Origin of the sequence: Dactylosporangium sp. NPDC000521, assembly GCF_042898305.1 — a bacterium.
GTDB lineage: Bacteria > Actinomycetota > Actinomycetes > Mycobacteriales > Micromonosporaceae > Dactylosporangium.
Window position 1 is genome coordinate 934,779 of record NZ_JBIAYW010000002.1, and the last position, 24,128, is coordinate 958,906.

The 24,128-nt window shown below is 72.5% G+C and carries 28 protein-coding genes; 16 read left to right on the forward strand and 12 right to left on the reverse strand.

What is annotated here, in order from left to right:
* Positions 1-10: 10 nt before the first annotated feature.
* From ACFY3L_RS09980 to ACFY3L_RS09995, 4 genes are read right to left on the reverse strand one after another with little or no spacing between them, the layout of a single operon-like run.
* Positions 11-208 (reverse strand): hypothetical protein, encoded by a 198-nt coding sequence (locus tag ACFY3L_RS09980; RefSeq protein ID WP_389320934.1) that lies wholly within the window; start codon positions 206-208, stop codon positions 11-13.
* Positions 205-1,209: an NADP-dependent oxidoreductase gene (locus tag ACFY3L_RS09985; RefSeq protein WP_389320937.1), complete on the reverse strand. Its 1,005-nt coding sequence runs from the start codon at positions 1,207-1,209 to the stop codon at positions 205-207. Before ACFY3L_RS09985 ends, ACFY3L_RS09980 begins: the two co-directional genes overlap by 4 nt.
* Positions 1,206-1,622, reverse strand: a complete 417-nt coding sequence (locus tag ACFY3L_RS09990; RefSeq protein ID WP_389320939.1) for an organic hydroperoxide resistance protein — start codon at positions 1,620-1,622, stop codon at positions 1,206-1,208. The genes ACFY3L_RS09985 and ACFY3L_RS09990 overlap by 4 nt, the downstream gene beginning before the upstream one ends.
* Positions 1,600-2,067: a MarR family winged helix-turn-helix transcriptional regulator gene (locus ACFY3L_RS09995; protein WP_389320942.1), complete on the reverse strand. Its 468-nt coding sequence runs from the start codon at positions 2,065-2,067 to the stop codon at positions 1,600-1,602. The genes ACFY3L_RS09990 and ACFY3L_RS09995 overlap by 23 nt, the downstream gene beginning before the upstream one ends.
* A gap of 179 nt (positions 2,068-2,246) precedes the next feature.
* Between ACFY3L_RS09995 and ACFY3L_RS10000 the strand changes: the two genes are divergently transcribed.
* Positions 2,247-4,361 carry a ThuA domain-containing protein gene (locus ACFY3L_RS10000; protein WP_389320945.1) on the forward strand — a complete coding sequence of 705 codons (2,115 nt, stop codon included), beginning with the start codon at positions 2,247-2,249 and terminating at the stop codon, positions 4,359-4,361.
* Between the two features lie 17 nt (positions 4,362-4,378).
* Positions 4,379-4,627, forward strand: coding sequence for a DUF998 domain-containing protein (locus tag ACFY3L_RS10005; protein ID WP_389320948.1), 249 nt, complete (start codon positions 4,379-4,381; stop codon positions 4,625-4,627).
* A 17-nt stretch (positions 4,628-4,644) separates the two neighbouring features.
* Here the strand turns inward: ACFY3L_RS10005 and ACFY3L_RS10010 are convergent, their stop codons facing one another.
* Positions 4,645-7,293: an ATP-binding protein gene (locus tag ACFY3L_RS10010; protein WP_389320951.1), complete on the reverse strand. Its 2,649-nt coding sequence runs from the start codon at positions 7,291-7,293 to the stop codon at positions 4,645-4,647.
* A gap of 179 nt (positions 7,294-7,472) precedes the next feature.
* Here ACFY3L_RS10010 and ACFY3L_RS10015 point away from each other — a divergent pair, with 179 nt between their 5' ends.
* Together ACFY3L_RS10015 and ACFY3L_RS10020 are read left to right on the forward strand one after the other, a co-directional pair.
* The gene (locus ACFY3L_RS10015; RefSeq protein WP_389320954.1) at positions 7,473-8,324 is read left to right on the forward strand and encodes a class I SAM-dependent methyltransferase; all 852 of its coding nucleotides are present in this window, start codon (positions 7,473-7,475) and stop codon (positions 8,322-8,324) included.
* Positions 8,321-9,265, forward strand: coding sequence for a carbon-nitrogen hydrolase family protein (locus tag ACFY3L_RS10020; protein ID WP_389320956.1), 945 nt, complete (start codon positions 8,321-8,323; stop codon positions 9,263-9,265). The genes ACFY3L_RS10015 and ACFY3L_RS10020 overlap by 4 nt, the downstream gene beginning before the upstream one ends.
* 112 nt (positions 9,266-9,377) lie before the next feature.
* Here ACFY3L_RS10020 and ACFY3L_RS10025 read toward each other — a convergent pair whose 3' ends face one another.
* Genes ACFY3L_RS10025 through ACFY3L_RS10040 form a run of 4 tightly spaced genes read right to left on the reverse strand, consistent with a single transcriptional unit; the run spans position 9,378 to position 11,933 of the window.
* Positions 9,378-10,133, reverse strand: a complete 756-nt coding sequence (locus ACFY3L_RS10025; RefSeq protein ID WP_389320959.1) for a hypothetical protein — start codon at positions 10,131-10,133, stop codon at positions 9,378-9,380.
* Positions 10,130-10,645 (reverse strand): SigE family RNA polymerase sigma factor, encoded by a 516-nt coding sequence (locus ACFY3L_RS10030; protein WP_389320962.1) that lies wholly within the window; start codon positions 10,643-10,645, stop codon positions 10,130-10,132. Before ACFY3L_RS10030 ends, ACFY3L_RS10025 begins: the two co-directional genes overlap by 4 nt.
* A 5-nt stretch (positions 10,646-10,650) precedes the next feature.
* Positions 10,651-11,541: an RNA polymerase sigma factor SigJ gene (gene sigJ, locus ACFY3L_RS10035; protein ID WP_389320965.1), complete on the reverse strand. Its 891-nt coding sequence runs from the start codon at positions 11,539-11,541 to the stop codon at positions 10,651-10,653.
* Complete coding sequence (locus tag ACFY3L_RS10040; protein ID WP_389320968.1) at positions 11,493-11,933, reverse strand: carboxymuconolactone decarboxylase family protein; 441 nt, start codon at positions 11,931-11,933, stop codon at positions 11,493-11,495. Before ACFY3L_RS10040 ends, sigJ begins: the two co-directional genes overlap by 49 nt.
* A gap of 129 nt (positions 11,934-12,062) precedes the next feature.
* Between ACFY3L_RS10040 and ACFY3L_RS10045 the strand changes: the two genes are divergently transcribed.
* Positions 12,063-12,551, forward strand: coding sequence for a hypothetical protein (locus ACFY3L_RS10045; protein ID WP_389320971.1), 489 nt, complete (start codon positions 12,063-12,065; stop codon positions 12,549-12,551).
* A 63-nt stretch (positions 12,552-12,614) separates the two neighbouring features.
* Here the strand turns inward: ACFY3L_RS10045 and ACFY3L_RS10050 are convergent, their stop codons facing one another.
* Positions 12,615-12,824 (reverse strand): hypothetical protein, encoded by a 210-nt coding sequence (locus tag ACFY3L_RS10050; RefSeq protein ID WP_389320974.1) that lies wholly within the window; start codon positions 12,822-12,824, stop codon positions 12,615-12,617.
* Positions 12,825-13,044: 220 nt separating this feature from the next.
* On the opposite strand from ACFY3L_RS10050, the gene ACFY3L_RS10055 reads away from it, so the two are divergent.
* The 5 genes from ACFY3L_RS10055 to ACFY3L_RS10075 all read left to right on the forward strand — a co-directional run bounded on the left by ACFY3L_RS10055 (position 13,045) and on the right by ACFY3L_RS10075 (position 17,230).
* Positions 13,045-13,548, forward strand: a complete 504-nt coding sequence (locus tag ACFY3L_RS10055; protein ID WP_389320977.1) for a hypothetical protein — start codon at positions 13,045-13,047, stop codon at positions 13,546-13,548.
* Positions 13,549-13,631: 83 nt separating this feature from the next.
* Positions 13,632-14,240 carry a trimeric intracellular cation channel family protein gene (locus ACFY3L_RS10060; protein WP_389320980.1) on the forward strand — a complete coding sequence of 203 codons (609 nt, stop codon included), beginning with the start codon at positions 13,632-13,634 and terminating at the stop codon, positions 14,238-14,240.
* Between the two features lie 43 nt (positions 14,241-14,283).
* Positions 14,284-14,994, forward strand: a complete 711-nt coding sequence (locus tag ACFY3L_RS10065) for a uracil-DNA glycosylase (protein WP_389320983.1) — start codon at positions 14,284-14,286, stop codon at positions 14,992-14,994.
* A 76-nt stretch (positions 14,995-15,070) separates the two neighbouring features.
* Positions 15,071-15,964: a hypothetical protein gene (locus ACFY3L_RS10070; protein ID WP_389320986.1), complete on the forward strand. Its 894-nt coding sequence runs from the start codon at positions 15,071-15,073 to the stop codon at positions 15,962-15,964.
* Positions 15,965-16,231: 267 nt separating this feature from the next.
* Positions 16,232-17,230 carry an NAD-dependent epimerase/dehydratase family protein gene (locus ACFY3L_RS10075; protein ID WP_389320989.1) on the forward strand — a complete coding sequence of 333 codons (999 nt, stop codon included), beginning with the start codon at positions 16,232-16,234 and terminating at the stop codon, positions 17,228-17,230.
* 319 nt (positions 17,231-17,549) lie between these two features.
* On the opposite strand, the gene ACFY3L_RS10080 is transcribed toward ACFY3L_RS10075, so the two are convergent.
* Positions 17,550-18,608 (reverse strand): class I SAM-dependent methyltransferase, encoded by a 1,059-nt coding sequence (locus ACFY3L_RS10080; protein WP_389320992.1) that lies wholly within the window; start codon positions 18,606-18,608, stop codon positions 17,550-17,552.
* A gap of 67 nt (positions 18,609-18,675) precedes the next feature.
* Between ACFY3L_RS10080 and ACFY3L_RS10085 the strand changes: the two genes are divergently transcribed.
* Complete coding sequence (locus tag ACFY3L_RS10085) at positions 18,676-19,674, forward strand: LacI family DNA-binding transcriptional regulator (protein WP_389320995.1); 999 nt, start codon at positions 18,676-18,678, stop codon at positions 19,672-19,674.
* A gap of 11 nt (positions 19,675-19,685) precedes the next feature.
* Here the strand turns inward: ACFY3L_RS10085 and ACFY3L_RS10090 are convergent, their stop codons facing one another.
* Positions 19,686-20,624: a helix-turn-helix transcriptional regulator gene (locus tag ACFY3L_RS10090; RefSeq protein WP_389320998.1), complete on the reverse strand. Its 939-nt coding sequence runs from the start codon at positions 20,622-20,624 to the stop codon at positions 19,686-19,688.
* A gap of 62 nt (positions 20,625-20,686) precedes the next feature.
* On the opposite strand from ACFY3L_RS10090, the gene ACFY3L_RS10095 reads away from it, so the two are divergent.
* From ACFY3L_RS10095 to ACFY3L_RS10115, 5 genes are all read left to right on the forward strand, one after another.
* Positions 20,687-21,073: a VOC family protein gene (locus ACFY3L_RS10095; protein WP_389321001.1), complete on the forward strand. Its 387-nt coding sequence runs from the start codon at positions 20,687-20,689 to the stop codon at positions 21,071-21,073.
* A complete protein-coding gene (locus tag ACFY3L_RS10100; protein ID WP_389321004.1) occupies positions 21,073-21,618 on the forward strand; it encodes a YdeI family protein in 546 nt (181 codons plus the stop codon). The genes ACFY3L_RS10095 and ACFY3L_RS10100 overlap by 1 nt, the downstream gene beginning before the upstream one ends.
* Entirely contained in the window at positions 21,615-22,484 is an 870-nt protein-coding gene (locus ACFY3L_RS10105; protein ID WP_389321007.1) for an LLM class flavin-dependent oxidoreductase, read from the forward strand. The genes ACFY3L_RS10100 and ACFY3L_RS10105 overlap by 4 nt, the downstream gene beginning before the upstream one ends.
* Before the next feature lie 21 nt (positions 22,485-22,505).
* Positions 22,506-22,973 (forward strand): aminoacyl-tRNA deacylase, encoded by a 468-nt coding sequence (locus ACFY3L_RS10110; RefSeq protein ID WP_389321010.1) that lies wholly within the window; start codon positions 22,506-22,508, stop codon positions 22,971-22,973.
* 323 nt (positions 22,974-23,296) lie between these two features.
* Positions 23,297-24,100, forward strand: coding sequence for a C40 family peptidase (locus ACFY3L_RS10115; RefSeq protein WP_389321013.1), 804 nt, complete (start codon positions 23,297-23,299; stop codon positions 24,098-24,100).
* The last annotated feature ends 28 nt before the right edge of the window (positions 24,101-24,128 follow it).

A 24,128-nucleotide genomic window follows, 5' to 3' on the forward strand; every position in this document is an offset into this window, starting at 1 on the left:
CGCGCCACCTTCAACCCCACAGGACCAGCGGCAGCCGGCCGTAGGCGATCGCGCGGCGGGCCGGCGGCGCCTTTCGCCGGTCGACCGCCATCTTCACGTCGGCCGGGAACACCGCCGCGAAGAAGCCTGCGGCGGCGAGCCCGGCCGCGCGGCGGGCGCGCGGGTGGGCGAGCCCGGCGGCGAGCGCGAGCTCCGCGAACCCGCTCACGTGAGCCGGACGATCATCTTGCCGACGTTCTCGCCGCGGAGCATGCCGAGGAACCCGTCGACGGCGTGGTCGATCCCGTCGACGAACGTCTCCGCGACCTTCACCTTGCCCTCGCGCAGCCAGCCGGACATCTCGTCGACGAACTCCTGCCGCCGCCCCCAGTGGTCCAGCACCAGGAACCCCTGCATGGTGATCCGCTTGCTGATCAGCAGCGTCAGGTTGCGGATGCCGGTCGCGTCGGGGTTGTTGTACTGCGAGATCGCACCGCAGATCGCGACCCGGCCGTGCAGATTCATCCGGAAGAGCGCCGCTTCCAGCTGCTCGCCGCCGACGTTGTCGAAGAAGACGTCGATGCCGTCGGGCGTCAGCTGCTTGAGCCGGGTGCGGATCGAGCCGTCCTTGTAGTTGAACGCGGCGTCGAAGCCGAGCTCGTCGACGAGGTAGCGGACCTTCTCCGCCGACCCCGCGGACCCGATCACCAGCCGCGCGCCCCGCAGCCGAGCGATCTGCCCGACCAGGGTGCCGACGGCCCCGGCGGCGCCGGAGACGAAGACCGTCTCGTCGGGCCGCATCCTCGCGACGTCGAGGAGTCCGGCGTACGCCGTGAGCCCCGGCATGCCGAGGACGCCCAGGTACGCCGAGGCGGGCGCGATCGTGGTGTCCACGACCCGGGTGTGCTTCGCGTCGAGCAGCGCGTACTCGCGCCAGCCGAGCCCGTGCAGCACGCTGTCGCCGACGGCGACGTCGGGGCTCTCCGAGGCGACAACGGTGCCGACGGCGCCGCCGTCGAGGGCCGCGTCGAGCTGGAACGGCGCCACGTAGGACGGCACGTCGTTCATCCGGCCGCGCATCGCGGGGTCGACCGACATGACCTCGTTGCGCACCAGCACCTGGCCGGGCCCGGGTGCGGGCAGCTCCTCGGTGACGAGGCGGAAGTCCTCGGGCGTCGGGAAGCCGGCCGGCCGGGCGGCGAGCTGCCACACCTTGCTGCTGGTCGTCATGAGAGCTCCAGCTTGACGTCGATGTTGCCGCGGGTTGCGTTGGAATACGGGCAGACCTGGTGCGCCGCCTCGACCAGCTGCCACGCGACCTCCCGCTCGACGCCGGGCAGGGCGACCGTCAGGGTGACGTCGAGCCCGAAGCCGCCGTTGCCGTTGGGCCCGATGCCGACCCGGGCATTGACCTTGCTGCCCTCGACGGAGGCCTTGGCGCGGCGGGCGACGAGCCGCAGCGCGCTGTGGAAGCAGGCCGCATAGCCGGCCGCGAACAGCTGCTCGGGGTTGGTCGCGCCGCCGGCGCCGCCCATCTCCTTCGGCACCGCGACGTCCACGTCGATGATGCCGTCGGTGCTGGTGACGTGGCCGTCGCGGCCATCGCCGGTGGCGGTGACCTCAGCGGTGTACAGGACTGCCATCAGGAGGGCCTCCATGCAGGTCGGTGAGCGCGCCGGTGAGGCGCACCAGGGTTTCGCGGAGCTCGTCGAGCTCGTCGACGCCGAGCCCGCCGTCGCAGACGAGCCTGGCCGGGACGTCCCGGGCCCGCTCGCGCAGCGCGGCGCCGGCCTCGGTGAGCTGGATGGTGACGGACCGCTCGTCGTCGGCGCGGCGCGCCCGCGTGACGAGGCCGGCCGCCTCCAGGCGCTTGAGCAGCGGCGACAGGGTGCTGGAGTCGAGCCGCAGGGCGGCACCGATCTCCTTGACGGTCCGCTGGTCCCGCTCCCAGAGCACGAGTAGGACCAGATACTGCGGGTACGTGATGCCGAGCTCGTCGAGCAGTGGCCGGTAGCGCGCGGTGACGGCCCGCGAGGCCGTGTACAACGCGAAGCAGACCTGCTGGTCGAGTGCCAGGACATCCCTCACGTCCAGAACGGTAGCACGCGATTAAGTCGTGCACGACTGAAGTGACCCATTGACACTTTTGTTTGTCCGGGGCAAAGTTCTGGCAGAAGCAACGGAAGGTGCGTTCGGCGCGCTCCTCCCTCCCCGCGATCGCGACGGTCCCGCACAGGCCCGCGATCCATCCGGAAGGAGCACGTCCCGTGCGTAGACCTGTTCGGAAACTGATCGCGGCGGCCGCCGTCGCCGCCGTCCTCGCCGCGAGTGGTGCGGCCACCCCCGCGGCCGCCGCCCCCGCGTACAAGATCCTCGTCTTCTCCAAGACGGCGGGCTTCCGCCACAGCTCGATCCCCAACGGCATCGCCGCCGTCCAGGCCCTCGGCAACGCGAACAACTTCGCCGTCGACGCGACCGAGGACGCGGCCGCGTTCACGACCGCGAACCTCGCCCAGTACAAGGCGGTCGTGTGGCTGTCGACCACCGGCGACGTGCTCGACGCCGGCCAGCAGGCCGCGTTCGAGTCCTACGTCCGCGCCGGCGGCGGCTACGTCGGCGTGCACGCCGCGGCCGACACCGAGTACACCTGGCCCTGGTACGGCAACCTCGTCGGCGCCTGGTTCAGCTCGCACCCGGCGCAGCAGCAGGCGACGATCAGGGTCGAGGACCGCGCGCACGCGGCCACCGCGCACCTGCCGCAGACCTGGACCCGCACCGACGAGTGGTACAACTACCAGACCAACCCCCGCAGCACCGCCAAGGTCCTCATGAGCCTCGACGAGGGCAGCTACAGCGGCGGGTCGATGGCCGGCGACCACCCCATCTCGTGGTGCAAGCAGTTCGACGGCGGCCGCAGCTGGTACACCGGACTCGGCCACACCGAGGCGTCCTACACCGAGGCGAACTTCACCGCCCACCTCCTCGGCGGCATCAAGTGGGCCGCGGGGCAGGTCCAGGCGGACTGCCGCCCCGAGACCGGCTACCAGGCGCTGTTCGACGGCGGCCAGGCGAGCCTCAACCAGTGGCGGCAGGCCGGCCCCGGCGGGTTCACGCTCGCCGACGGCACGCTCACCTCGTTCGGTGGGATGGGGCTGCTCTGGTACCCGGTGAGCCAGTTCTCCAACTACTCGCTGAAGGTCGACTGGCAGATGCCCGGCGACGACAACGGCGGCGTCTTCATCGGCTTCCCCGACCCCAACGGCGACCCCTGGGGTCCGGTGAACGCCGGTCACGAGATCCAGATCGACGCCACCGACGCCGACCCGACCCGCACCACCGGCAGCGTCTACAGCTTCAAGGCCCCCGACACCGCGCTGCGCGCCGCCGCCCTCAACGCGCCAGGGCAGTGGAACACCTACGAGATCGGCGTGCACGGCCAGCGGGTCGAGATCTGGCTCAACGGCGTGAAGATCAACGACTACACGAGCACCCGGGCGATCCAGTCCGGTTACATCGGCGTGCAGAACGACGGCGCCGGCGCCGACATCTTCTACCGCAACATCCGGATCAGGACCGACGGCAGCCAGCCGGCCACCGACATCGCCCGCGGCAAGACGGCGACCGCGTCGTCGGTGGAGCCCAACAGCACGCTCGTCGCGGCGAACGCGGTCGACGGCAACAGCGCGACCCGCTGGGGCAGCGTCCACGCCGACCCGCAGTGGCTGCAGGTCGACCTCGGCGCCTCGTACAACCTCAACCGGGTCAGGATCAACTGGGAGGCCGCCTACGCGAAGGCGTACCAGATCCAGACCTCGCCGGACGGGGCCGCCTGGACCAACGTCTCCACCACGACCACCGGCGACGGCGGCGTGGACGACGTCACCCTCACCGGCACCGGCCGCTACGTGCGCGTGAACCAGACCCAGCGCGGCACGCAGTGGGGCTACTCGATCTGGGACCTCAGCGTGTACGGCACGCCGGCGAGCACCGGTCCGCAGTCGCTGTGCCGCAACTGCCCGGTGACGGTGTCGTCCGTCGAGTCCGGCAGCCCGCACGCCGGCGCCAACGCCGTCGACGGCAACACCGCGACCCGCTGGGGCAGCGCCTACAGCGACCCGCAGTGGATCCGGCTCGACCTCGGCGCCACCCGGACGATCACGCGGGTGCGGCTCAACTGGGAGACGGCGTACGGCAAGGCGTACCAGATCCAGACCTCGCCGGACGGCGCCACCTGGACGAACATCTACACCACGACGACCGGCGACGGCGGCATCGACGACGTGACCGTCAACGGCTCCGGCCGCTACCTGCGGGTCAACGGCACCCAGCGCGGGACGCAGTGGGGCTACTCGCTGTGGGAGCTGGAGGCCTGGGGGTCCTGACGCCTCATACTGCTGGCATGCGTGACTCGGTGCGGTGGTCCGCGGTGGTCTCCTCGGCCACCGCACCGGTCCTGCTCATCGGCGGCTGGAGCGTCGCCGCGGCGCTCCAGCCACGTTTCGACCCGCTCCGCGACACGATCAGCGCGCTCGCCGGGCTCGGCGCCGCGCACCGGTGGGTGATGACGGTGGCGCTGCTCGGCGTCGGGGCCTGCCACGTCGTCACCGCGCTCGGCAGACAATCAATGTCCGTGTGCGCAACGACGTAGCAGCGTCGGCTCCGCCGTCACCGGCCGAGTTGACGGCTGCGGTCTCGCTGGTAGAGCGCGCCGAGGTCGTCGAAGGCTGCCGCGAGTGCGGCCACCTCCTCGTGGTCACCTCGCGCAAGGGCTCCGGCACGGCGGACGAGCGCGGCGGCCACGGGGTTGCCGCGGGTGGCGACGGTGGCCGACGCCAGGCATTGGTCCAGGTTCGGGGCCGCGGTGAGTGCTGCCGCTTCGGCCTGCGCGGCGGCGTACCACGGTCGCCACACGAGGAAGGTCGGGCTCGTGCTCCATGTCGCGTCGTGCACATCGACGGACAGCTGGGCCAACGCCTCGTGGGGCTGGTTGCGATGCAGCAGCAGCCAGGCGTCGAAGGTCGGAGCCCACCCGATGGCCGGGCCGTCCGTCGACGTCATCGGACGGTCGCGGAGGCGTTCAGTGACGTTCCGCCAGACCTCACGTCGGTGGTCGTCGCCCAGGAGCCCGTGGACCAGGGCGAGCGCGTAGGCACCGACGGCGAGGGTCGAGGCGCGGTGGCTGCCTGCCCGCTCCCAGGAGCTCAGGAAGCGCTCACCCCGTTCGGCCCCTCCGGTCAGGTCGCCGGTGAGCGCGTCGACCTGGAGCCGGCGAGCCAGCGCGGGGTGGACATACTCGCGGTAGCACGGGAGCACGGCCAGGCGCTCGGCGTAGCCCTTCGCGCCACGGAGATCGCCGGCAGCCAGTGAGACCTCGCAGCCCATCAGCAGGTAGTCGTTGAAGGCGTAGGCCGTGGCAGCGCTCAACGGCTGCGGATCCATGAGCACGCCGCGGGCCCGCACCGCGGCGAGCGCGCCGGCGTAGTCGCCACGGTGCAGCTGGCTGGCGCAGACGCGGTCGAGGGCGGCGGAGGCGACGACGGGCAGCCCGGCCGCGATCGCCCGATCGGCGGCGAGGCGGCCCGCTGCCGCCGACCCAGGATGGTCGTGGGGCAGGCACGTGGCGCTCGCGACGTCGACGGTCGCCTCGGCTGCCGACCCCGCCGGCGCCAGGCGCCGCGCCTCGGCGAGACGACGTTCGATGTCGGTCCGCTCGGGCGGGTCGGCCATGATTCCCGGGTGGAACGCCGCGTAGATCACCGACCACCCGAGCGCATCCGCGGCCGCACCAGGATCCGCTGCCACCGCGGCGGCCTCAGCGGCTTCGTCGAGCAGCCGGAGCGCGTCGTCTCCCACCAGCCGCGCTGCCGCGGCCGCGGCGGCCTGGCGGAGCAGGTGTATCCGGTCGTGGGCGTCCGTGGCCTCGGTGGCCGCAAGGGTCTCGAAGCGGCGCTGCGCCTCCTCCAGACGGCCGCGCTGCACGAGCTCCTCGGCGAAGCGCTCGCCCAGGTCCCTGCCGTTGACCGGACGGGCGAGCGCCGCGCGCACCTCGACCGCGAGCAGGTCGAACCTGGCGCACCAGGTGTCGTCGTGCGCTGAGGAAGCCAGCGACGTCAGCTCGGCGGCCGTCCACCGTGCGTGGCGCCGTTGCACCTCGCCGGCGGCATCGGCCAGCAGTTCCGCGGCGAACTGGCGCACGACTTCCTGGAAGTGGTACCTCGTCGGGTTGCCGAGCTCCACGTACAGAAGGTGCTGGTCGGCCAAAGTCGCGAGCACGCGCGCCGCGGCGGCGACCGCGTGGTCCGGGCCGGCTACCGCGTGCGCGGCGGCGACCGTGAACGGCGCGGCGAAGACGCACAGGGCAGCGAACATCGCGCGGGCCTGGTCGTCGAGCAGGTCGACACTCCAGCCGATGGTGGCTCGCAACGAACGCTGCCGTGCCCCTTCCGAGGAGCCCAGCAGCCGCAGCGGATCTGCGAGCGCCGCCGCCAGACCGTCCAGGCCGAGGAGCGGGTACCGAGCTGCCGCCAGCTCGATCGCCAGAGCCATCCCCTCGAGCCGGTGGCACAGCTCGGCCACCCGGGGGTCGTCCGGCACGATGCCGCCCGCGGCCTCGGCACGGCTGCGAAAGAGCCGGACCGCGTCGTCCGCCGAAAGACCAGGCAGCTCGTAGACCCACTCGTACGGTGCGCGAAGCGGCGCGCGACTGGTCGCGACAATGGTGAGCCGGGGGCAGTCCCCGACGAGCCGTGCCACGCAGGTCTCCACCTCGGGCAGGAGATGCTCGCAGTTGTCGAGCACCAGGACGCCGTCGGCCCGGCTCAACACCTCCGAAAGCGTGTCGCCGAGCAACTGCCCGGGCTGTTCGACCACCCCGACGGTCGCGGCGATGGCAGGCACGGCTGCTTGCGGGGTCGCCACCTGGCTCAGATCGACGAACCAGGCACCGTCGGGCCGGTCACGCGCGACCTGTTGCACCGCATGGGTCGTCAACCGGGTCTTGCCGACCCCGCCGGGCCCGGTGACGGTCACCAGCCGGTGGTCCTTCAGGCGGATGCGCAACGCGGCGGTCTCGCGGTCACGACCCACGAACAGGTTGGCCGGGCTGGGCCAGCCATGGCGACGCTTCGGACGCAGCAGGTCGAGCTCATCAGCCCGCCGGGCCAGGCCGCGCCGGTCGGACACCCCGAGCTTGCGGATGAGGGAGGAGACATGGGACTCGACGGTGCGCACCGACAACGAGAGCCGCGCAGCGATCTCGAGATTCGTCAGATGCCCGGCGACCAGGCGGAGGACGTCGTGTTCCCGCTCGGTCACTGCCGATCCGGGCGCCCTTGAGGTCGTCACCCGTCACAGTGTCGCGCGTCTGGCCGCCCCTGACCATCACGGGGCCACACCACCGGGACCGGATCCGTGGTGGCCACGGATGTGGTGGGCGGTGCCCGGGACCACACTGACGGCGCAGAAGCTCAGCGCTGCCGACCTGAGGAGGAACCATGACGTTCGACGCGGTCGCCTACAAGGCGACGACAAGGCAACAGTGGGAGGACGCCGCGGAGGCCTGGCATCGCTGGGGGCCGACCCTGGAGCAGTGGCTGGGCGCGGCCACGGAGGCGATGCTCGACGCCGCCGGCGTCGGTCGGGGCGCGCGCGTGCTCGATGTGGCCGGCGGAGCCGGCGGGCAGTCGATGGCCGCGGCCCGGCGGACCGGGCCGGCGGGCAGCGTGGTGGTCACCGACGTCTCACCGGCCATCCTGTCCTACGCGCAGCGCGCCGCCGACGAGAGCGGCCTGCGCCAGGTCACCACCTGCGAGGTCGACGGGGAGGAGATCGGCAGCCGGTGGTCCGGGGAGTTCGACGCGGCGATCTCGAGGCTGGGTCTCATCTACTTCCCCGACCGGGCCAGGGCCCTGCACGGCATCCGGTCCAGCCTGGGCGAGGGCGGCCGGTTCGCCGCCATCGTCTACTCGGCCGCCGAGCGCAACGCGTTCTTCTCGGTGCCGGTCGCCCTGATCCGCAGCCGTGCCGGGCTCGCCGCGCCCCTGCCCGGGCAGCCGGGGCCGTTCAGCCTGAGCGACCCGGCGTCCGCGCGAGACGCGCTGACCGGCGCCGGGTTCCGCGACGTGCGGGTCGAGACCATGGACGCGCCGCTGCTGCTCCCCTCGGCCGCCGACTGCCTGCGCTTCGAACGCGAGTCCTTCGGAGCGCTGCACCAGATGCTGTCGGGGGTCGGGGAGGATGAACGCGAGCGGATCTGGGCCGACATCGAGTCGGCGCTGCGGGAGTACGAGACCGAGGGTGGCTTCGTCGGCCCCTGCGAGCTGCACGTCGTCTCGGGGTCACGATGAACGGCTCCTTCACTGTGGCCGCCGTCCAAGCCGCCTACGTGCTGCTCGACCGCGACGCGACCGTGGCGCGCGTGGCCGAGCTGGTCGCCGAGGCCGCGGGGCTGGGCGCTGAGCTGGTGGTGCTTCCGGAGGCATTCATCCCCGGAACGCCGCTGTGGATCGACAGCGGACCGATCTGGGACGGCGATGGCCCGTGGTACGCGAGACTCGTCGAGCAAGCCGTCATCGTGCCCGGCCCGGTGACCGCGACACTCGGCACGATCGCGCGACGCCACCGGGTTCACCTGGTCGTCGGCGTACAGGAGCGCGAGCCGTACGGCGCCACCATCTACAACACCGTCCTCTACTTCGGCGCTGACGGCCGGCTGCTGCGCAAGCACCGCAAGCTCATGCCCACCGGATCCGAACGCACCGTATGGGGCCAAGGAGACGGCTCGACGCTGGACGTCGTGCCAACGCCGCTCGGCCGGCTGGGCGGACTCATCTGCTGGGAGAACTACATGCCCCTGGCCAGGTTCCACCAGTACGCGCAAGGCGTGGACGTATGGCTGGCCCCGACACTCGCCCGCGGCGACGGCTGGGTGGCAACCATGCGGCACATCGCCCGCGAGGGCCGGGTCTGGGTCGTGGGCGTGAACCCGTGTCTGCGGGTCGACCAGATCCCGCCCGGCCTGCCCGGCCGGGAACGGATCGCACCCGCTCCCGAGCCCGGCGACGGCGACTGGATCGAGCCCGGCAACAGCGTGATCTGCAACCCCGACGGGCAGGTGGTCGCCGGGCCGCTACGGCACCAGGAGGGGATCCTCACCGCGACGATCGACCTGTCGCGGGTGACCGAGCTCCGCCGGCTCTTCGACCCGACCGGCCACTACCACCGGCCCGACATCTTCAGCCTCGTCGTCGACACCCGGCCGAGGCCGGCAGTCAGCACGGTCGGCTGAACCCTGCCGCCCGGACCTGCCGCCCGGACCTGCCGCCCGGACCTGCCGCCCGGACCTGCCGCCCGGACCTGCCGCCCGGACCTGCCGCCCGGACCTGCCGCCCGGAGCGGCGTCAGCCGACGCCGACGCCGCCTTCCTTGAGCGTGGCCAGGGCCCTGCCCGACGCGTCGAAGGCGGTCAGGTCGCGGACCTGAGCCTGCTGGTACGGCGCGCCCGGGAGCTCGGGCGCCCGGACCCACCAGACGTGCACCGCAGGGTTCTCGGCCCAGGCGGCGGTCTTCGCCTCGCGGGGTGTCCCGTCGACCGTCAGGGTCACCTTGGCGACGTCGCCGACGACGTACCCGGTGAGGAACCGGTCCTGCCCGTTGCCGAACTCCCAACCGGCGTGGAAGCCGGGGTCGCCCGGGCCGGCGCCGGTCACGTCGGGGTCGTTGGTGACACCGTGCAGGGTGAGCCTGCCGTCCTTGCGCTGGCCGACCACCTGCAGGAACACGTCCTGGCGCACCGCGAACCAGAACGTCAGCGTGCCGCCGTCGAAGGCCTCGCCCGTGTCGATCGTCGTCCTCGGCTGGATCGCCGGGTCGCCTGCCTCGTCGCCCTGGACCGGCTCGACGGACGGGGCGGTCGTCGGCGGCGCACCGACCGCGGCCCTGCCTTCGTCGCCGGCGCTGCCCGTACCGACGCCGGAAAAGCCGGCAAGTGTGCTTGCGGCGACGACGAGGAGGGCCGCCGACGACGTGACCGCGATCCGGGTCCGCCGCCGCCGCGCGCCCCGGCGGCGCAGCTCCTCGACGGTGACCCCCAGCTGGCTCGGTGCGGCCGCGGCGGCGTCGGTGAGCCGGTCGCCGAGCTCCAACTCTGTGTTCATGCGTGCTCTCCCTGAGCCGTTCGGACGAAGGGGCTTTCCCCGCGCAGCGCCGGGCTGGTGCGCAGCTTGGCGAGGGCGCGCGAGCAGACCGACTTGACCGTGCCGACGCTGACGCCGAGGGTCTGCGCCGTCTGCTGCTCCGACAGGTCGACGTAGTAGCGGAGCACGATCGCGGCCCGCTCCCGCCGGGTCAGCGACTGCAGCGCCGCGACGAGCGCGGCCCGGTCCTCGACGGCGCCGTGCCCGCCGTCGTGCGCGCCGGGGTCGGGCACCTCGGCGCGCGCCTGCTCCCGCCACGGCCGGCGGCGCAGCCAGTCCGTGTGCAGGTTGACCATGACCCGTCGCGCGTAGCTGAGCGCGTCGTCGTGCCTGACCCGGTGCCAGGCGCCGTACGTGCGGATGAGCGTCTGCTGGGCGAGGTCCTGCGCCTGCTCGGCGTCGCCGGCCAGCAGCCAGCCGAGCCGGAGCAACGGCTGGGTCGCCGCCGTGACGAAGTCGTCGAAGTCGCGCATACCCCTTAGTACGGGCCCCGGTCGTCGAAGGTTGAGAGCTTCGCGGGATTGGCGACCCGGAACAGGTCGTGGATCTTGCCGTCGACGACGCAGAGGCACATGGTGTACCGGTAGTTGGCCTCGACCAGCAGCGCAGCCCCGCCGTTGACGCCGGTCCTGGTGGTGCTCGGGTCGTGCCTGCGCATCACGGCGGCGAAGAAGCGCACCACCTTGGCCCGGCCGCGGATCGGGTTGGGGCCGGTGCGGACCTTGCCGCCGCCGTCGTTCCACGCCACGACGTCCTCGTGGAGGAGCGCTTCGAGGCGTTCGACGTCGCCGGTACGGGCGGCGGCCACGAACCCTTCGAGGAGCCTCGCGTGCTCGGCCGGGTCGGTGCTGAACCTGGCCCGCCCGGCGAGCGCCGCGCCGGCCCGGCGGTGCAGCTGGCGGCAGTCGTCCTCGGTGCGGTCGAGAATGCCGGCGATCTCGGCGTACGGCAGATCGAACGCGTTGCGCAGCACGTAGACGGCCCGCTGCGGCGGGGTCAGGCGCTCCATCAGGTGCAGCATCGCCATCGACAGGTCCTCGGTGTCGATCAGGTGCTGCTGGTGGTCCTCGGTCCTGAGCGGCTCGGGCAGCCAGGTGCCGATGTAGTCCTCCCGGCGCGCCTGCCGGGCCCGGAGCGCGTCGACGGCGAGCCGCGCCACCACCCTGGTCAGGTAGCGGCGCGGCTCGGCGACATCGGACCTGTCGGCGCGCGTCCAGCGCAGGTACGCCTCCTGGAGGACGTCCTCGGCGTCGTACAGCGTCCCGAGCAGGCGATAGGCCAGCCCGAGCAGCATCCGCCGGTGCGCGAGGAACTCCTCGCTCACGTCGTCGGCGGCTGGGTCCTGGTCGACACGGCGAGGCGGTTCCACACGTTGATCGTCGCAATGACCATGAGAAGGTCCGCCACCCCCTGGGTGCCGTAGTGCCGCACGGCCGTGTCCCACACGTCGTCCGGGACGCCGTGCTCGCCCAACCGGGTGACGTGGTCGGTGAGGTCGAGCGCGGCCCGCTCCTTCTCGTCGAAGAACGGGCCCTCCCGCCACGCCGAGACGGCGAACAGCTTCCGGCTGCTCTCGCCCTCGGCGAGCGCCTCCGTGGTGTGCATGTCCACGCAGAAGGAGCATCCGTTCAGGATCGACGCGCGGAGCTTGAGCAGGTGGAGCAGTGCCGGGTCGACGTGTGCCCGGATGTACTTCTCGAGTCCGAGGACCGCCTGGTACGCGTCGGGGTTGATCTCGCTGAGCGACATTCGTTGCGTCATGGTGTGATGACGGGTCCGCCCGCCCGTTCGTGACAGTCCCGGCTGTGTCCTGTGCCACTGCCACCGTCGCTCCCGGCTGGAGGAGTCCACGGCCGGCGGTCGATCGTGCAGGCACTAGGGTCGGACGGTGTGGACACCACCCGCACCCCGTCAGGCTGGCGCCACCTGCCGCCGCCGGCCCGGGCCATCGCGACCGCCGCCTCCGCCGCCGTCGAGGCCGCCCAGGCGCGCGACAAGGAGGCGTTCGACGCGGCGGTCGAGCAGCTCGCCGCCCTCGATCCGGAGCAGGCCGGGCTCGTCCTCGGCGTCGTCGTCCGCGCGCTGCTGGAGGACCTGCACCCCGACGGGCTCGACGGCGACGACGTGCGCGCCGCACTGGAGCGGGCGGTGCGGTCCGCGGCCGAGTGGCAGGAGGTCGACCCGCAGGTGATGGTGGTGCTGCTCGTCGGCGCGCTCGGCGTCCAGGACGACAACGACGGCGAGGGCCGCCCGTCACCGCAGGCCCTGGCGCGGCACGCTCCGCTGCTGCTCGCCGACCTGCTCCAGCGGCGGTCGTTTCCGCGGTACCTGCAGGCCGCGTTCACCGAGATCGAGCGGTCCCAGACCCACGATCTGTAGGTTTCGGCTTGACAGCACTGGAGCCGGCGTTTGCCGGCTCCAGGCGGAGGGCTTGCCGTGCGGCTACTTCGAGGGTTCGGGCAGGTCGCAGTTGATCTTGGGGTTGACGCCGACGTAGTTCAGCGGGCCGGCCACGATCGTCACGAGGATCGTGCCGGTCTTCGCGCAGTTCGTGTCCTCGCTGTTGAAGTAGCCGCGCTGCCCGGCCGCGATGACACCGATGATCAGCCAGATGACGAGGATGACCCCGCCGATACCGGATCCTCTGCCCACGGGAGTGCCTCCATCTATCCGACGTACTCGTCTGCTTCGAATCGACGGATGGATACCCCGTGGCCCCTGTGACGCAAACCCGTCCCAGGTGATCTCCGCTGCTGTCCGGTTGGCAGCAAAAGGGGAGTCAAGCGCGCCGGCCGGCTCGTACGGTTCCTACTCGTTGCACTGATCGTTTGAACCGATCCACCCGAACAGCACCTGAAGGAGCCACCAGATAATGAGCGACGACTACTCCCCGTTCAGCGCCGACCTCGACGGTGACGGCGTCGAGGACCAGGCGGTCATCTACACGACCGAGGACGGCGCCAACGTCATCGTCGGCGACCTCGACGGCGACGGGCAGGCCGACTTCGCCGCCCTCGACGCGGACGGCAACGGCGTCTACGAGCAGTCCTACAACGCCCTGACCGACGAGTACACCGACCTGACGACCGGCGAGGTGACCGGCGGCGCCGACTACGACGGCTCGGGCGGCAACCTGGACGGCGACATCGCCCAGTACGACAACGCCGACTACGACGGCTCGGGCGGCAACCTCGACGGCGACGTCAGCGGCGGCATGACCACCGCCGAGGGCACCGTCTCCGGCGCCGCGGACGACACCGACGACACCGCCGCCGCCACCGGCTCGAGCACCGGCGGCTACTACGACGCCGCGGCCGTCTCCGACATGCTGGCGATGCAGCACGAGGCCAACATGGCGGTCATCAACAACATCTGATCTGCTGTGCCGTATACAGAACGGGCGCGGTGCCGACCGGCACACGCGCCCGTTCTCGCTGTCCGTACCGCTGGAGCACAACCGTGTCGGAGCTCAGTCCGCTGCTCGTCGTCGACCTCGTCGGCATCGCCGTGTTCGCCGCCTCGGGCGCGACCGCCGGCGTCGCGAAACGGCTGGACCTCTTCGGCGTCGTGTTCGTCGGCTTCGTGGCGGCCCTGGGCGGCGGCATCATGCGCGACGTCTTCGTCAACGTGCAGCCGTTCGCCTTCGTCGACTGGCGCTATGCGGCCGTCGCCGCCGTCACCTCCGCGGCCACGTTCTGGCTGCACCCGGCCGTCAGCCGCCTGTACTGGACCGTCCTCGTCCTCGACGCCGCCGGCCTGGGCCTCTTCACCGTCACCGGCACCCTCAAGGCCCTCGACACCGGCATCCCACCCCTCGGCGCCTGCATCATCGGCATGATCACCGGCATCGGCGGCGGCCTCATCCGCGACCTGCTCACCGGCGAGATCCCCACCGTCCTGCGCCGCGAGATCTACGCCGTCGCCGGCCTGCTCGGCTGCGTCTCGGTCGCCGCCCTGGACGCCCTGCACGCGCACCGCCCGGCGAGCATCGCCCTCGCCGCGGTCCTCGTCTTCGCCCTGCGCATGGTCTCCCTCCGCCGCAACTGGTCCGCCCCGACCCCCTCCTGACGCCTTCGTGTCTTGTTCGCGGCATGGCGATAGATTGCCCGCCATGAACGCATCGACGAAGCCTGTGTACCTGCTGGACTTCATGCCCGACGACTGGCGGGAGGCGGTCACGCCGTACGTCGACCCCGCCGCCGTGGCGGCACTGTCGTCGTTCGTCGTCGCGGAGTACCAGGCGGGCCCGGTGTACCCGCGGAAGCAGGACATCTACGCCGCGTACCGGCTGAGCCCGCTCGCGTCGACCCGGGTGCTCATCCTCGGCCAGGACCCGTACATCAAGCAGGGCCAGGCGCACGGCCTGAGCTTCAGCGTGCCGCCGGGCGTCCGGGTCCCGCCGTCGCTGGAGAACGTGTACCGCGAGATGCGCGACGACCTGGGCGTCACCCCGCCCCCGTCCGGCGACCTCACCCCGTGGTGCCGCCAGGGCGTCATGCTCCTCAACGCCGTCCTGACCGTCCGCGCCGGCGTCTCGAACTCCCACAAGGGCCGCGGCTGGGAGAACATCACCGACGCCACGATCCAGGCCCTGAACGCCAAGACCGACCGCGTCGTGTTCGTCCTCTGGGGCGCGGCGGCCAAGGCCAAGGCCCACCTCGTGACGAACGACCGCCACGTCGTCCTGCGGGCGGGCCACCCCAGCCCGATGAACCCGACCGGCTTCCTGGGCAGCCGCCCGTTCAGCCGGATCAACGCCGCCCTCACCGCGACCGGCACCCAACCCATCCGCTGGTCCCCGTCAATGCCCCGCCCTTCATGACCCAGGCACTCAGGTCCATACGCAGTGTGACCAGTTGATTAGCGGAACGTAAGATCTTTCGATAGAGTCCCGCGGCATGCCGACCCAACTGCACGAGACCCTCATCGAGATGTTCCGGGTCAGACCCGTGCTGGCCGCCGAAATTCTCGACGGCCAGCTGCACGTCCCAGTGCCCGACTTCATCGAGGCGCGACTGTCCCCGAGTGACCTCACCGACGTGATTCCGACCGAATACCGGGCGGACGCGGTGGTCACCCTGAACGACGAGCGCGAGACGGTCCTCGCCGTCGTGATCGAGGTCCAGCTCCGCAGGGATGACCGCAAGCTGTACAGCTGGCCGGCGTACGTCGCGACGCTGTATGCGCGGCTGCACTGCCCGGTCGCGTTGCTGGTGCTGTGCCCCTTTCAATCCGTCGCCGACTGGTCCGCGGCGCCGATCGCAATGGGGCCACCGGGCTCCGTCGTGACGCCGGTTTCGCTCGGCCCCGCCCAGGTGCCCGTCGTCACCGACGCCGACTCCGCCCGGCGCCACCCCGAGCTGACGGTCCTGTCAGCTCTCGCTCATGGCGCCCGGCCGGACCCTCAACCCCTCTTCAGCGCCATGCTGCGCGCCTTCGACGCAATCGATCTTGACCACGCCAGGCTGTATTATGAGCTCGTACTTTCAGGGCTGCCGGCGGCAGCCCGGCGCCTCTTGGAGGATTTCATGACCACCACGGGCCATCGGTACAGAAGTGACTTCGCCAAAGGTTTCTATAACTCGGGCAAAGTGGAAGGAAGGGCCGAAGGCAAGGCCGCAGGAAAGGCCGAGGCTCTGCTGATGGTGTTGGGCACCCGAGGCATGGCGGTCACGGATGAGCACCGTGCGCTCATCGCCGGTTGCACTGAGGACGCGCAACTCGACACGTGGCTCCGGCGCGCCGCCGGCGCCGAGAAGATCCAAGAGCTGGGCGACGAGTTCGCCGGCTGAGCTTCGACACAGTGGCCGCCGGCTCCTCCAGGTCGGCGGCGGCTCGCACACAGGAGCGGTGGCTCACATGCAGGAGCGGCGGCTCACATCACAGGAGCTCGGTGAACGGTTCTGCGGGTGACTCGCTGCGGCATGTGCGGTGGATCGGAGGCGGGCAGGTACGACTCCTGGACCTGCCGTTCATGGACGTTGACAGAACGTACACGGGGTGCGACCTCACGGTGATGGTGGCGGATTGGCTCGGGATGCGCGACTAAGCTGATGGGCATGCGGATCCTGATCGTCGGGGGCACCAGGTTCGTGGGGCGGCACATCACCGAGGCCGCGCTCGCGGCGGGTCATGACGTCGCGCTCCTGCACCGGGGGCAGACCGGCGCCGACCTGTTCCCGGCGGCCACCCATCTGCACGCCGATCGCAACGCGCTGCCCGACGGGCTCTTCGCGGGGCATGAGGGCTGGGACGCGACGATCGATGTGAGCGGATACCTGCCGCGGCAGGTACACGGGCTCGCCGACGCGCTCGGGGAGCGCGGCGGGCGCTACGTGTACATCTCCAGCGTGTCGGTCTACGACGTGCCCGCGGGGCCGGGGTTCGCCGAGGACTCTCCGCTGCTCAAGCTCGACGACCCGAGCGTGGAGGAGATCACCAACGAGACCTACGGGCCACTGAAGGCGGCGTGCGAGCGCGTCGCCGAGGAGCGGTTCGGCACCTCGACGGTGATCATCAGGCCGACGTACGTGGTGGGCCCGCACGACCACCTGTCGCGGTTCACGTGGTGGGTCGAGCGGATCGCCCGCGGCGGCGAGGTCCTCGCGCCCGGCCCGCGGGACGCGGCGATCCAGGTCATCGACGCGCGTGACATGGCCGACTGGACGATCCGCCTGCTGGACCGCCCCGGTGGCGGCGTGTTCCACGCGGTCAGCCCCGCCCCGCCGTTCTCGTTCGAGCAGCTGCTGGAGGCGATGCTCGCCGAGGTCGGGCCGCCCGGGACGACGCTGACCTGGGTCGACGCCGACTTCCTCCGCACGCGCGGCATCGACGAGGAGCGCCTGCCGCTGTGGCACCCGTTCGACGCCGAGGCGGCCCTGGACAGCGCGGACCCGTCGGCGGCGTTCGCGGCGGGCCTGGCCCCCCGGCCGCTGCGCCAGACGATCCGCGAGACCTACGAGGCGGCCCTGCTCGACCCGCTCCCGCCCCCGTCTGAGCGCCTGACCGCCGATCAGGAGACCACCCTGCTCACCGAATGGCGCTTACGCACGTCCTGACCGGCCCTCGATGCGGCGTTCGCGGCGTCGGTACGAGCCGCCGCGCCGCCATCCGCGAAGAGCGACCATCGGCGGGCGTCTGGGGTGCTGCGACGCATGGGCGTGTGAGGGCGGGTTTGTGAGGGCGCGGGCGGAGTGCGACGCCATGGGCTTGTGAGGGCGGGTGTGTAAAGGCGCGGGTGGGGAGTGGACCGCCTGTGGTGTGGCATTCGTCGCGTCGGTGGAGCCTTCTGCCAGCCGGTGGCGCAGTGCGAAATCGGGGGAGAGGAAGCGGCGGCGATCAGCGCTGGGTGCAGGTGAGACTGTCGGGGCCAGGGGGTCAGATGGTGGTGCCGCGGATGGCCAGGGCGCGGGCCAGGAGCGGGATCGAACCGTCGGCGGCGCGGGGGAGGCGGGTGCGGAGCAGGTCGCGCAGGGCGTCGCGGTGGTCGGTGGGGAGGGAGGCGACGTAGCTGGGCGCCGGGCCGGTGCCGCCGAGGAACGGGGTCCAGTAATCGTCGAAGTCGGCGAAGACCGCGGTGGTGTCGATCGGGCGGGTCGTGACGGCGGTCAGGCCGGCGGCGGACCACAGGGCGCTGAGGGCGGCGGGGGAGCAGATGGACATGCGGCGGCCCTCGTCGAGCGCGGCGGCGGACGGGTCGAGCGTCGTGGCGGCTTCCCAGAAGTAGCGCATCATGGCCATTCCGTCGGCGTAGTCCCAGACGTACGCCGCGACGGTCCCGCCGGGCGCCGTCACCCTGGCGAACTCGGCGACGGCCGCGGCGGGCGACGGCACGAAGTTGAGGGCGAGGCCGCTCACGACGACGTCGACGGCCGCGTCTCGCAGCGGCAGCGCCCGGGCGTCCCCTGCGACGAACCGCGCCCCTGGGCCAGTGTCCGGGCCGGCGCCCTGGGCAGCCCCCGAAGCCGCCTCCGGACCCGTCCGCGATCCCGCAGCGCCCACGACCGACCCCGAATCCGCGCGAGCGCCCGAGCCCGCCCCAGCGCCGACAGGGCACAAGCCCGCGCCGGCGCCCGAACCGGTCCCCGCGCTGGTGAGACCCGAGGCGGCGGCCGAATCCGCGCCGGTGCCTGGATCGGTCCGCGCGCCGGTGGGACCCGTGGCGGCGGAAGGCGGACCCGATGCGGCTGGGAGGAGTGTGAGGCGGGAGCCGGCCGTGGTGAGGAAGGCGATCGACGGGTCGATGCCGGTGAGCTCAGCGGGGGTGGCGGTGGCGAGGATGGTGCCGGTGAGGGCGCCGGTGCCGCAGCCGACGTCGAGCCAGCGGCGGCCCGGAGGCACGGCCAGCCAGGTCAGGAAGCGGGCGGCGACGGGGCGGCTCCAGCGGCCGACGTACGCCTCGTAGGCGTCGCCCTTCGCCCACAGCTCGTGCGCCATGACCGTCACGGTAGGTCCGGGGGCAACGGTGTGCGAGCGGGAGGCGGAAGGCTGCCATAATCCAGCGATGAGTAGCCGGCCGAGCCTCGCACAGGTGGCGGCACTGTCGGGTGTGTCGGTCAAGACGGCGTCGCGGGCGTTGAGCGGCGAGGGGTATGTCGCCGTCGAGACCAAGGCGCGGGTGCAGAACGCCGCGGACGAGCTGGGGTACCGGCTGAACCGGACGGCCCGGGAGCTGCGGCGCGGCGGCAACACCTCGACGCTGGTGGGGCTGCTGAGCGGGGACCTGGCCAACCCGTTCTACTCGCGGCTCGCCAGCGGGCTGGAGCGGGAGCTGCGCATGCACGGGCTGCAGCTGATCACCGCCAGCACCGACGAGAATCCGGAATGGGAGCGGCGGCTGACGGACTCGTTGCTGGAGCGCAGGGTCAGGGGGCTCGTGGTCGTCTCGACGATGGCGGAGCACGGGCATCTGGCGGCTGAGCGGCGGCACGGGAGCCCGTTCGTGTTCGTGGACCGGCCGCCGGTGGACCTGACCGCGGACGCGGTGCTCCTCGACAACCGGGGCGGGGCGAAGAGCGCCGCCGAGCACCTGCTGGAGCGCGGGCACCGGCGGATCGGCATCGTCGGGGACCTGTCGCGGCTCACCACGCACCAGGACCGGGTCGAGGGGTTCGCGGAGGCGATGGAGGCCGCCGGGATCACCGGCTGGCGCGACTACCTCCTGGAGGACGCGCACGACGTCGACAAGGCGGAGCGCGCCGTGCGCTCGCTGCTCGCCCGGGACCCGGCGCCGACGGCGGTGTTCACCACCAACAACCGGATCACGACCGGCGCGCTGCGGGCGTTGCGCGCGAGTGGCAGCCGTGACAAGGCGCTGATCGGGTTCGACGAACTGGACCTCGGTGACGTGCTCGGGGTGACCGTGGTCGCGCACGACCCGGAGGAGATGGGCCGGCACGCGGCGCGCCTGCTGCTCGCCCGTCTGGAGGGTGACGACGGCCCCGCCAGGCGCGTGATCCTCCCGACCCGCCTGATCGAACGCTCCACGACTGCCCCGCACTGACCGCCGCGCGGCTATGAAACCGCCGCTCGGTAGCGGGCGGCGAGGTCGCGGAGCAGGTCGCGCAGCTCCGGCGGGTCCAGCACGGTGAAGGGGAAGCCGATCGTGCCCAGGAACCCCGCCAGATCCACGAGCTTGTCGGCGCCGGTCTCCAGCTCGCAGGTGGCGTCGCCGGTCGGGGTCAGCACCCCGGCCGTCGACGCCAGGCGCGCCGTCACCGCCGCGATCGGCGCGTGCACCCGCACCCGGGCCGGCACCCGCCACGCCGCCGACGACACCCCTCGCAGCACGTGGGCGACGGCGTCGCCGCCCGGCGGGTCGCGGGGCTCGAACCGGACGCCCGTCGGCGCGTGCAGCACCACCAGGTCCGCCCGGAACGTGCGCCAGTCCGCCCGGTCGAGGTCCCACGCGAGCAGGTACCAGCGCCGCCCGGTGTAGACGAGCCGGTGCGGCTCCGCGCGGCGGCGCCGGTCCTTGTAGTCGAAGCTGATCCGCTCGTGGTCCCGGGTCGCCGCGGCGAGCGCGGTGAGCAGCGACGCGTCGACCGTCGGCCCGCCGCCGGCCGCGGAGACCGTCGCGGACCGCAGCGCGTCGACCCGGCGGCGCAGCCGCGGCGGCAGCGTCTGCTCGAGCTTGATCAGCGCCCGCAGCGCCGGGTCCTCCAGCCCGGTGACGGACCCGGCGGCCGCCGCGCGCAGCCCGACCGCGACCGCGACGGCCTCCTCGTCGTCGAGCAGCAGCGGCGGCGTCGCGGCACCCGCCCCGAGCCGGTAGCCGCCGGTGATCCCGGTGCTGGAGTCGATGCGGTACCCGAGGCTGCGCAGCCGCTCGATGTCGTTGCGCACGGTGCGGGTGGTGACGGCGAGCCGCTCGGCGAGGGCCGCGCCGGACCAGTCCCGCCGGCTCTGCAGCAACGACAGCAGCCGCAGCAGCCGCGCCGAGGTCTCCAACATCGGCCAAGTCTGTCAGACATTGCGGAACGTACCTTTCCGCAATGCCCGATAGCGTGCTTCACATGACGACATTCCGGGGATTCGCGACGCTGAACGTGTTCGCCGAGGACCATGACGCCGCGAAGCGGTGGTACGCGGGGCTGTTCGGCGTCGAGCCGTACTTCGAGCGGCCCGGTTACGCCGAGTTCCGCATCGGCGACCGGCAGGCCGAGTTCGGCATCGTCGACAGCCGGTACGCGCCGCACGACACCGGCACGCCCGCGGGCGCGTTCATGTACTGGCACGTCGACGACCTCGAAGGAACCCTGCAACGGCTGCTCGCACTGGGGGCGGCGCCGCTGCAGCCGGTCACCGAGCGCGGGCCGGGCTTCGTCACGGCCGCGGTCACGGACCCGTTCGGCAACATCGTCGCGATCATGCACAACCGGCACTACCTGGAGATGGCCTGATGGCACCGGTCCTGTTCGCCGACACGGCCGCACTGGAGCGCTGGCTCGAGTCGTACCACGACAAGGAAGACGAGATCTGGATCCTCGTCGGCAAGAAGGGCAGCGGCGTCACCAGCGTCTCCGTGCAGGAGGCCCTGGACCTCGCGCTGTGCTTCGGGTGGATCGACGGGCAGCGCAAGAGCTACGACGATCGGCATTTCCTGCAGCGGTACGTGCCGCGCCGCCCGCGCAGCACCTGGTCACAGGTCAACGTGGCGAAGGTCGAGGCGTTGACGGCGGCCGGCAGGATGCGGCCCGCCGGGCTGGCCGAGGTCGCGAGGGCGCAGGCCGACGGGCGGTGGGCCGCGGCGTACCCGTCGCAGCGCAACGCCACCGTGCCACCCGACCTCGCCGAGGCGCTGAGCGGCGACGAACGGGCGAAGGCGGCGTTCGACGCGTTGCCGGCGACCGAGCGGTACGGGCTGATCCTCAACCTCGTGAAGCTGCGCACCGCCGCCGGTCGCGCGACCAGGGTGCGGGCGATCCTGGCAGCATTGTCCGCATGACGACTCTGGGTGCCGTGTTCGTGCCGCAGCTTCCGCCGGAGCGGCTGCGGTCCGTGGTCCGTGCCGCCGACGAGAGCGGCCTGGAAGAGCTGTGGTTGTGGGAGGACTGCTTCCTGGAGGGCGGGGTCGCGACCGCCGCGGCGGCGCTCGCCTGGTCGGAGCGGCTGCGGGTCGCGGTGGGGCTGCTGCCGGTGCCGTTGCGCAACGTGGCGGTGACCGGGATGGAGCTGGCGACGCTGCACCGGCTGTTCCCCGGCCGGGCGATCATCGGCGTCGGGCACGGCGTGCAGGACTGGATGGCGCAGGTCGGCGCGCGCCCCGAGTCGCCGATCACGCTCCTGCGCGAGTACGTGACGGCGCTGCGGGGCCTGCTCGCCGGCGAGCGGCTCACCGTCGACGGCCGGTACGTCCACCTCGACGGCGTCGCGCTCGACTGGCCGCCTTCCGGCGCGCCCGTCTACGTGGGAGCCACCGGGCAGAAAACACTGCGGCTCGCCGGGGAGCTCGCCGACGGCACGATCCTCACCGGCGGCACCGGCGTCGAAGCGGTCCGGGCGGCGCGGCAGCGCATCGACGAGGGGCGGCAGGCGGCGGGCCGCACGGATCCGCACCCCGTCGTCGTCTACCTGCACACCGCGACCGGCGACGACGCGGCGGAGCGGATGGCCGCGGAGCGGGTGCGCTGGGGCTACCACGACGGGCAGGACGTGACCGTCGCCGGGGACGCGCACGCCGTCGCCGACGCCGTCGCGCGGTGGGCGGACGCGGGCGCCGACACCGTGGTCCTCCAGCCGACGCCCGACGACCCCGACCCGGAGGGGTTCATGCGGTTCGTGGCGGAGCGGGTGCGCCCACTGGTGGCATAGCCCGGCGGTACCGTGGCGACCATGACCGAGAATCCAGCCCTCGCGGCGGCGGCGGCCAGCGGGATCGCGTTCCGGGTCGTCGAGCACGGCCCGGTGCGCAGCCTCGCCGAGGCCGCCGCGGCGCGCGGGGTCGAGGTGCCGGACGTCGTCAAGACGATCGTGGTGCGGGTCGGCGACGGGGACTACCGGTTCGTGCTCGTGCCCGGCGACCGGGTCATCTCGTGGCCGAAGCTGCGCGCCCTCCTCGGCGTCAACCGGCTGTCGATGCCGGACGCCGCGACCGCCCGCGACGCGACCGGCTACGAGCGCGGGACGATCACGCCGTTCGGCTCGTCGACGGCGTGGCCGGTGATCGCCGACGAGCGGATCCTCGGGCGGGAGATCACCCTCGGCGCCGGTCGCCACGGCGTGGCCCTCGCCGTCGACGCCGGGGCGGCGGTCGAGGCGCTGGGGGCGGCGGTCGCCGACGTCTCGGAGCCGGAAGCCTGATCGATTCGCGCTGTTCCCCGTCTGTACGAGCGGTGCGAATGGCAATTTGCGCAAAATGCCGGACTTCTTCGTGATCTGTGGGAATGTGGCACTGGCAACCATCATTGCCCGGGTTTCCGGCACGCGCGTTCCGGCGGTTCCGACCGCTGGAGGCGCCGCCCGGCCGTGACGACTCTGTGACGGCGGGGCAGCCGGGGAGCGCAGGAGAGCCCCGGGCCGAGCGGGGAGTCGCACTGTCCACACATCCGTTACGCCGTCCCGACAGGGCGGCACGCGCACTGCGCATCAACCTCGGCACCGCGCTCTGCGTGGTGCTGTGCGGGGTGGCCGGGAGCGCACCGGCCCACGGCGCCCCTGCCGGCACGTCGCCGGCCGCGCTGGTCAGCACGGCGACGCCGCCGATCGGCGTCAGGTCCATCTGGTACTACCAGGGCGGCACGACCGATGCCCGCGCCGAGCTCCGCGAGGTGCGTGCCGCGAGCCGGGACGCCCAGCGGGCGCGGCTCGCCCAGCAGGCCGCCGCCGCTCGAGCCGCCGCTGAGACCGCCGCCGGGCCTTCCGCGACAGGGCGGGCCGAGACGGTGACCGTCGCGGGGGCGGTCACCCGGAAGCGACCGGTGAGCCGGTCGTCGCAGCGGGCCTGGACGTCGGCCGCGCCGCGCACCGGACCGGGGCGGCAGCGCCCGCCGGCACCCCGGCGGGCCCCGAAGGCCACGGTGGCCGCCACCCGGGCGCCGGTGACGGCCATGCGGGCGCCGGCGGCCTCCACCTGGGCGCCGGCGGCCGGCGACGGGAGCTCCGGCGGGGTGGTCGGGTTCGCGCTCGCCCAGGTCGGCAAGGGCTACGGGTTCGGGTCGGCCGGCCCTGACCGGTTCGACTGCTCGGGCCTCGTCGCCGCCGCGTTCCGGCGGATCGGCATCTCGCTGCCGCACCAGACCGGGGGGCTCGCCAGGGTCGGCCGGCCGGTCGGGCGCGGCGAGCTGCGCCCCGGCGACCTGGTGTTCCCGGCCTCCGGGCACGTCGGCATCTACGTCGGCGGCGGCCGGATCGTGCACGCCTCCACCGAACGCGGCGGCGTGAAGCTCTCGCCGATCTACGCGTTCAGCTTCGCCCGCCGGGTCGCCTGACGCCAGGACGGTCCACATCGGACACCAT

Coding starts and splice junctions, on each gene's coding strand:
- ACFY3L_RS09985 (WP_389320937.1), bottom strand. CDS start 1,209: ATGACGACCAGCAGCAAGGTGTGGCAGCTCGCCGCCCGGCCGGCCGGC.
- ACFY3L_RS09990 (WP_389320939.1), bottom strand. CDS start 1,622: ATGGCAGTCCTGTACACCGCTGAGGTCACCGCCACCGGCGATGGCCGC.
- ACFY3L_RS10005 (WP_389320948.1), top strand. CDS start 4,379: ATGCGTGACTCGGTGCGGTGGTCCGCGGTGGTCTCCTCGGCCACCGCA.
- ACFY3L_RS10015 (WP_389320954.1), top strand. CDS start 7,473: ATGACGTTCGACGCGGTCGCCTACAAGGCGACGACAAGGCAACAGTGG.
- ACFY3L_RS10020 (WP_389320956.1), top strand. CDS start 8,321: ATGAACGGCTCCTTCACTGTGGCCGCCGTCCAAGCCGCCTACGTGCTG.
- ACFY3L_RS10025 (WP_389320959.1), bottom strand. CDS start 10,133: ATGAACACAGAGTTGGAGCTCGGCGACCGGCTCACCGACGCCGCCGCG.
- ACFY3L_RS10030 (WP_389320962.1), bottom strand. CDS start 10,645: ATGCGCGACTTCGACGACTTCGTCACGGCGGCGACCCAGCCGTTGCTC.
- ACFY3L_RS10040 (WP_389320968.1), bottom strand. CDS start 11,933: ATGACGCAACGAATGTCGCTCAGCGAGATCAACCCCGACGCGTACCAG.
- ACFY3L_RS10055 (WP_389320977.1), top strand. CDS start 13,045: ATGAGCGACGACTACTCCCCGTTCAGCGCCGACCTCGACGGTGACGGC.
- ACFY3L_RS10065 (WP_389320983.1), top strand. CDS start 14,284: ATGAACGCATCGACGAAGCCTGTGTACCTGCTGGACTTCATGCCCGAC.
- ACFY3L_RS10070 (WP_389320986.1), top strand. CDS start 15,071: ATGCCGACCCAACTGCACGAGACCCTCATCGAGATGTTCCGGGTCAGA.
- ACFY3L_RS10075 (WP_389320989.1), top strand. CDS start 16,232: ATGCGGATCCTGATCGTCGGGGGCACCAGGTTCGTGGGGCGGCACATC.
- ACFY3L_RS10080 (WP_389320992.1), bottom strand. CDS start 18,608: ATGGCGCACGAGCTGTGGGCGAAGGGCGACGCCTACGAGGCGTACGTC.
- ACFY3L_RS10085 (WP_389320995.1), top strand. CDS start 18,676: ATGAGTAGCCGGCCGAGCCTCGCACAGGTGGCGGCACTGTCGGGTGTG.
- ACFY3L_RS10090 (WP_389320998.1), bottom strand. CDS start 20,624: ATGTTGGAGACCTCGGCGCGGCTGCTGCGGCTGCTGTCGTTGCTGCAG.
- ACFY3L_RS10095 (WP_389321001.1), top strand. CDS start 20,687: ATGACGACATTCCGGGGATTCGCGACGCTGAACGTGTTCGCCGAGGAC.
- ACFY3L_RS10100 (WP_389321004.1), top strand. CDS start 21,073: ATGGCACCGGTCCTGTTCGCCGACACGGCCGCACTGGAGCGCTGGCTC.
- ACFY3L_RS10105 (WP_389321007.1), top strand. CDS start 21,615: ATGACGACTCTGGGTGCCGTGTTCGTGCCGCAGCTTCCGCCGGAGCGG.
- ACFY3L_RS10110 (WP_389321010.1), top strand. CDS start 22,506: ATGACCGAGAATCCAGCCCTCGCGGCGGCGGCGGCCAGCGGGATCGCG.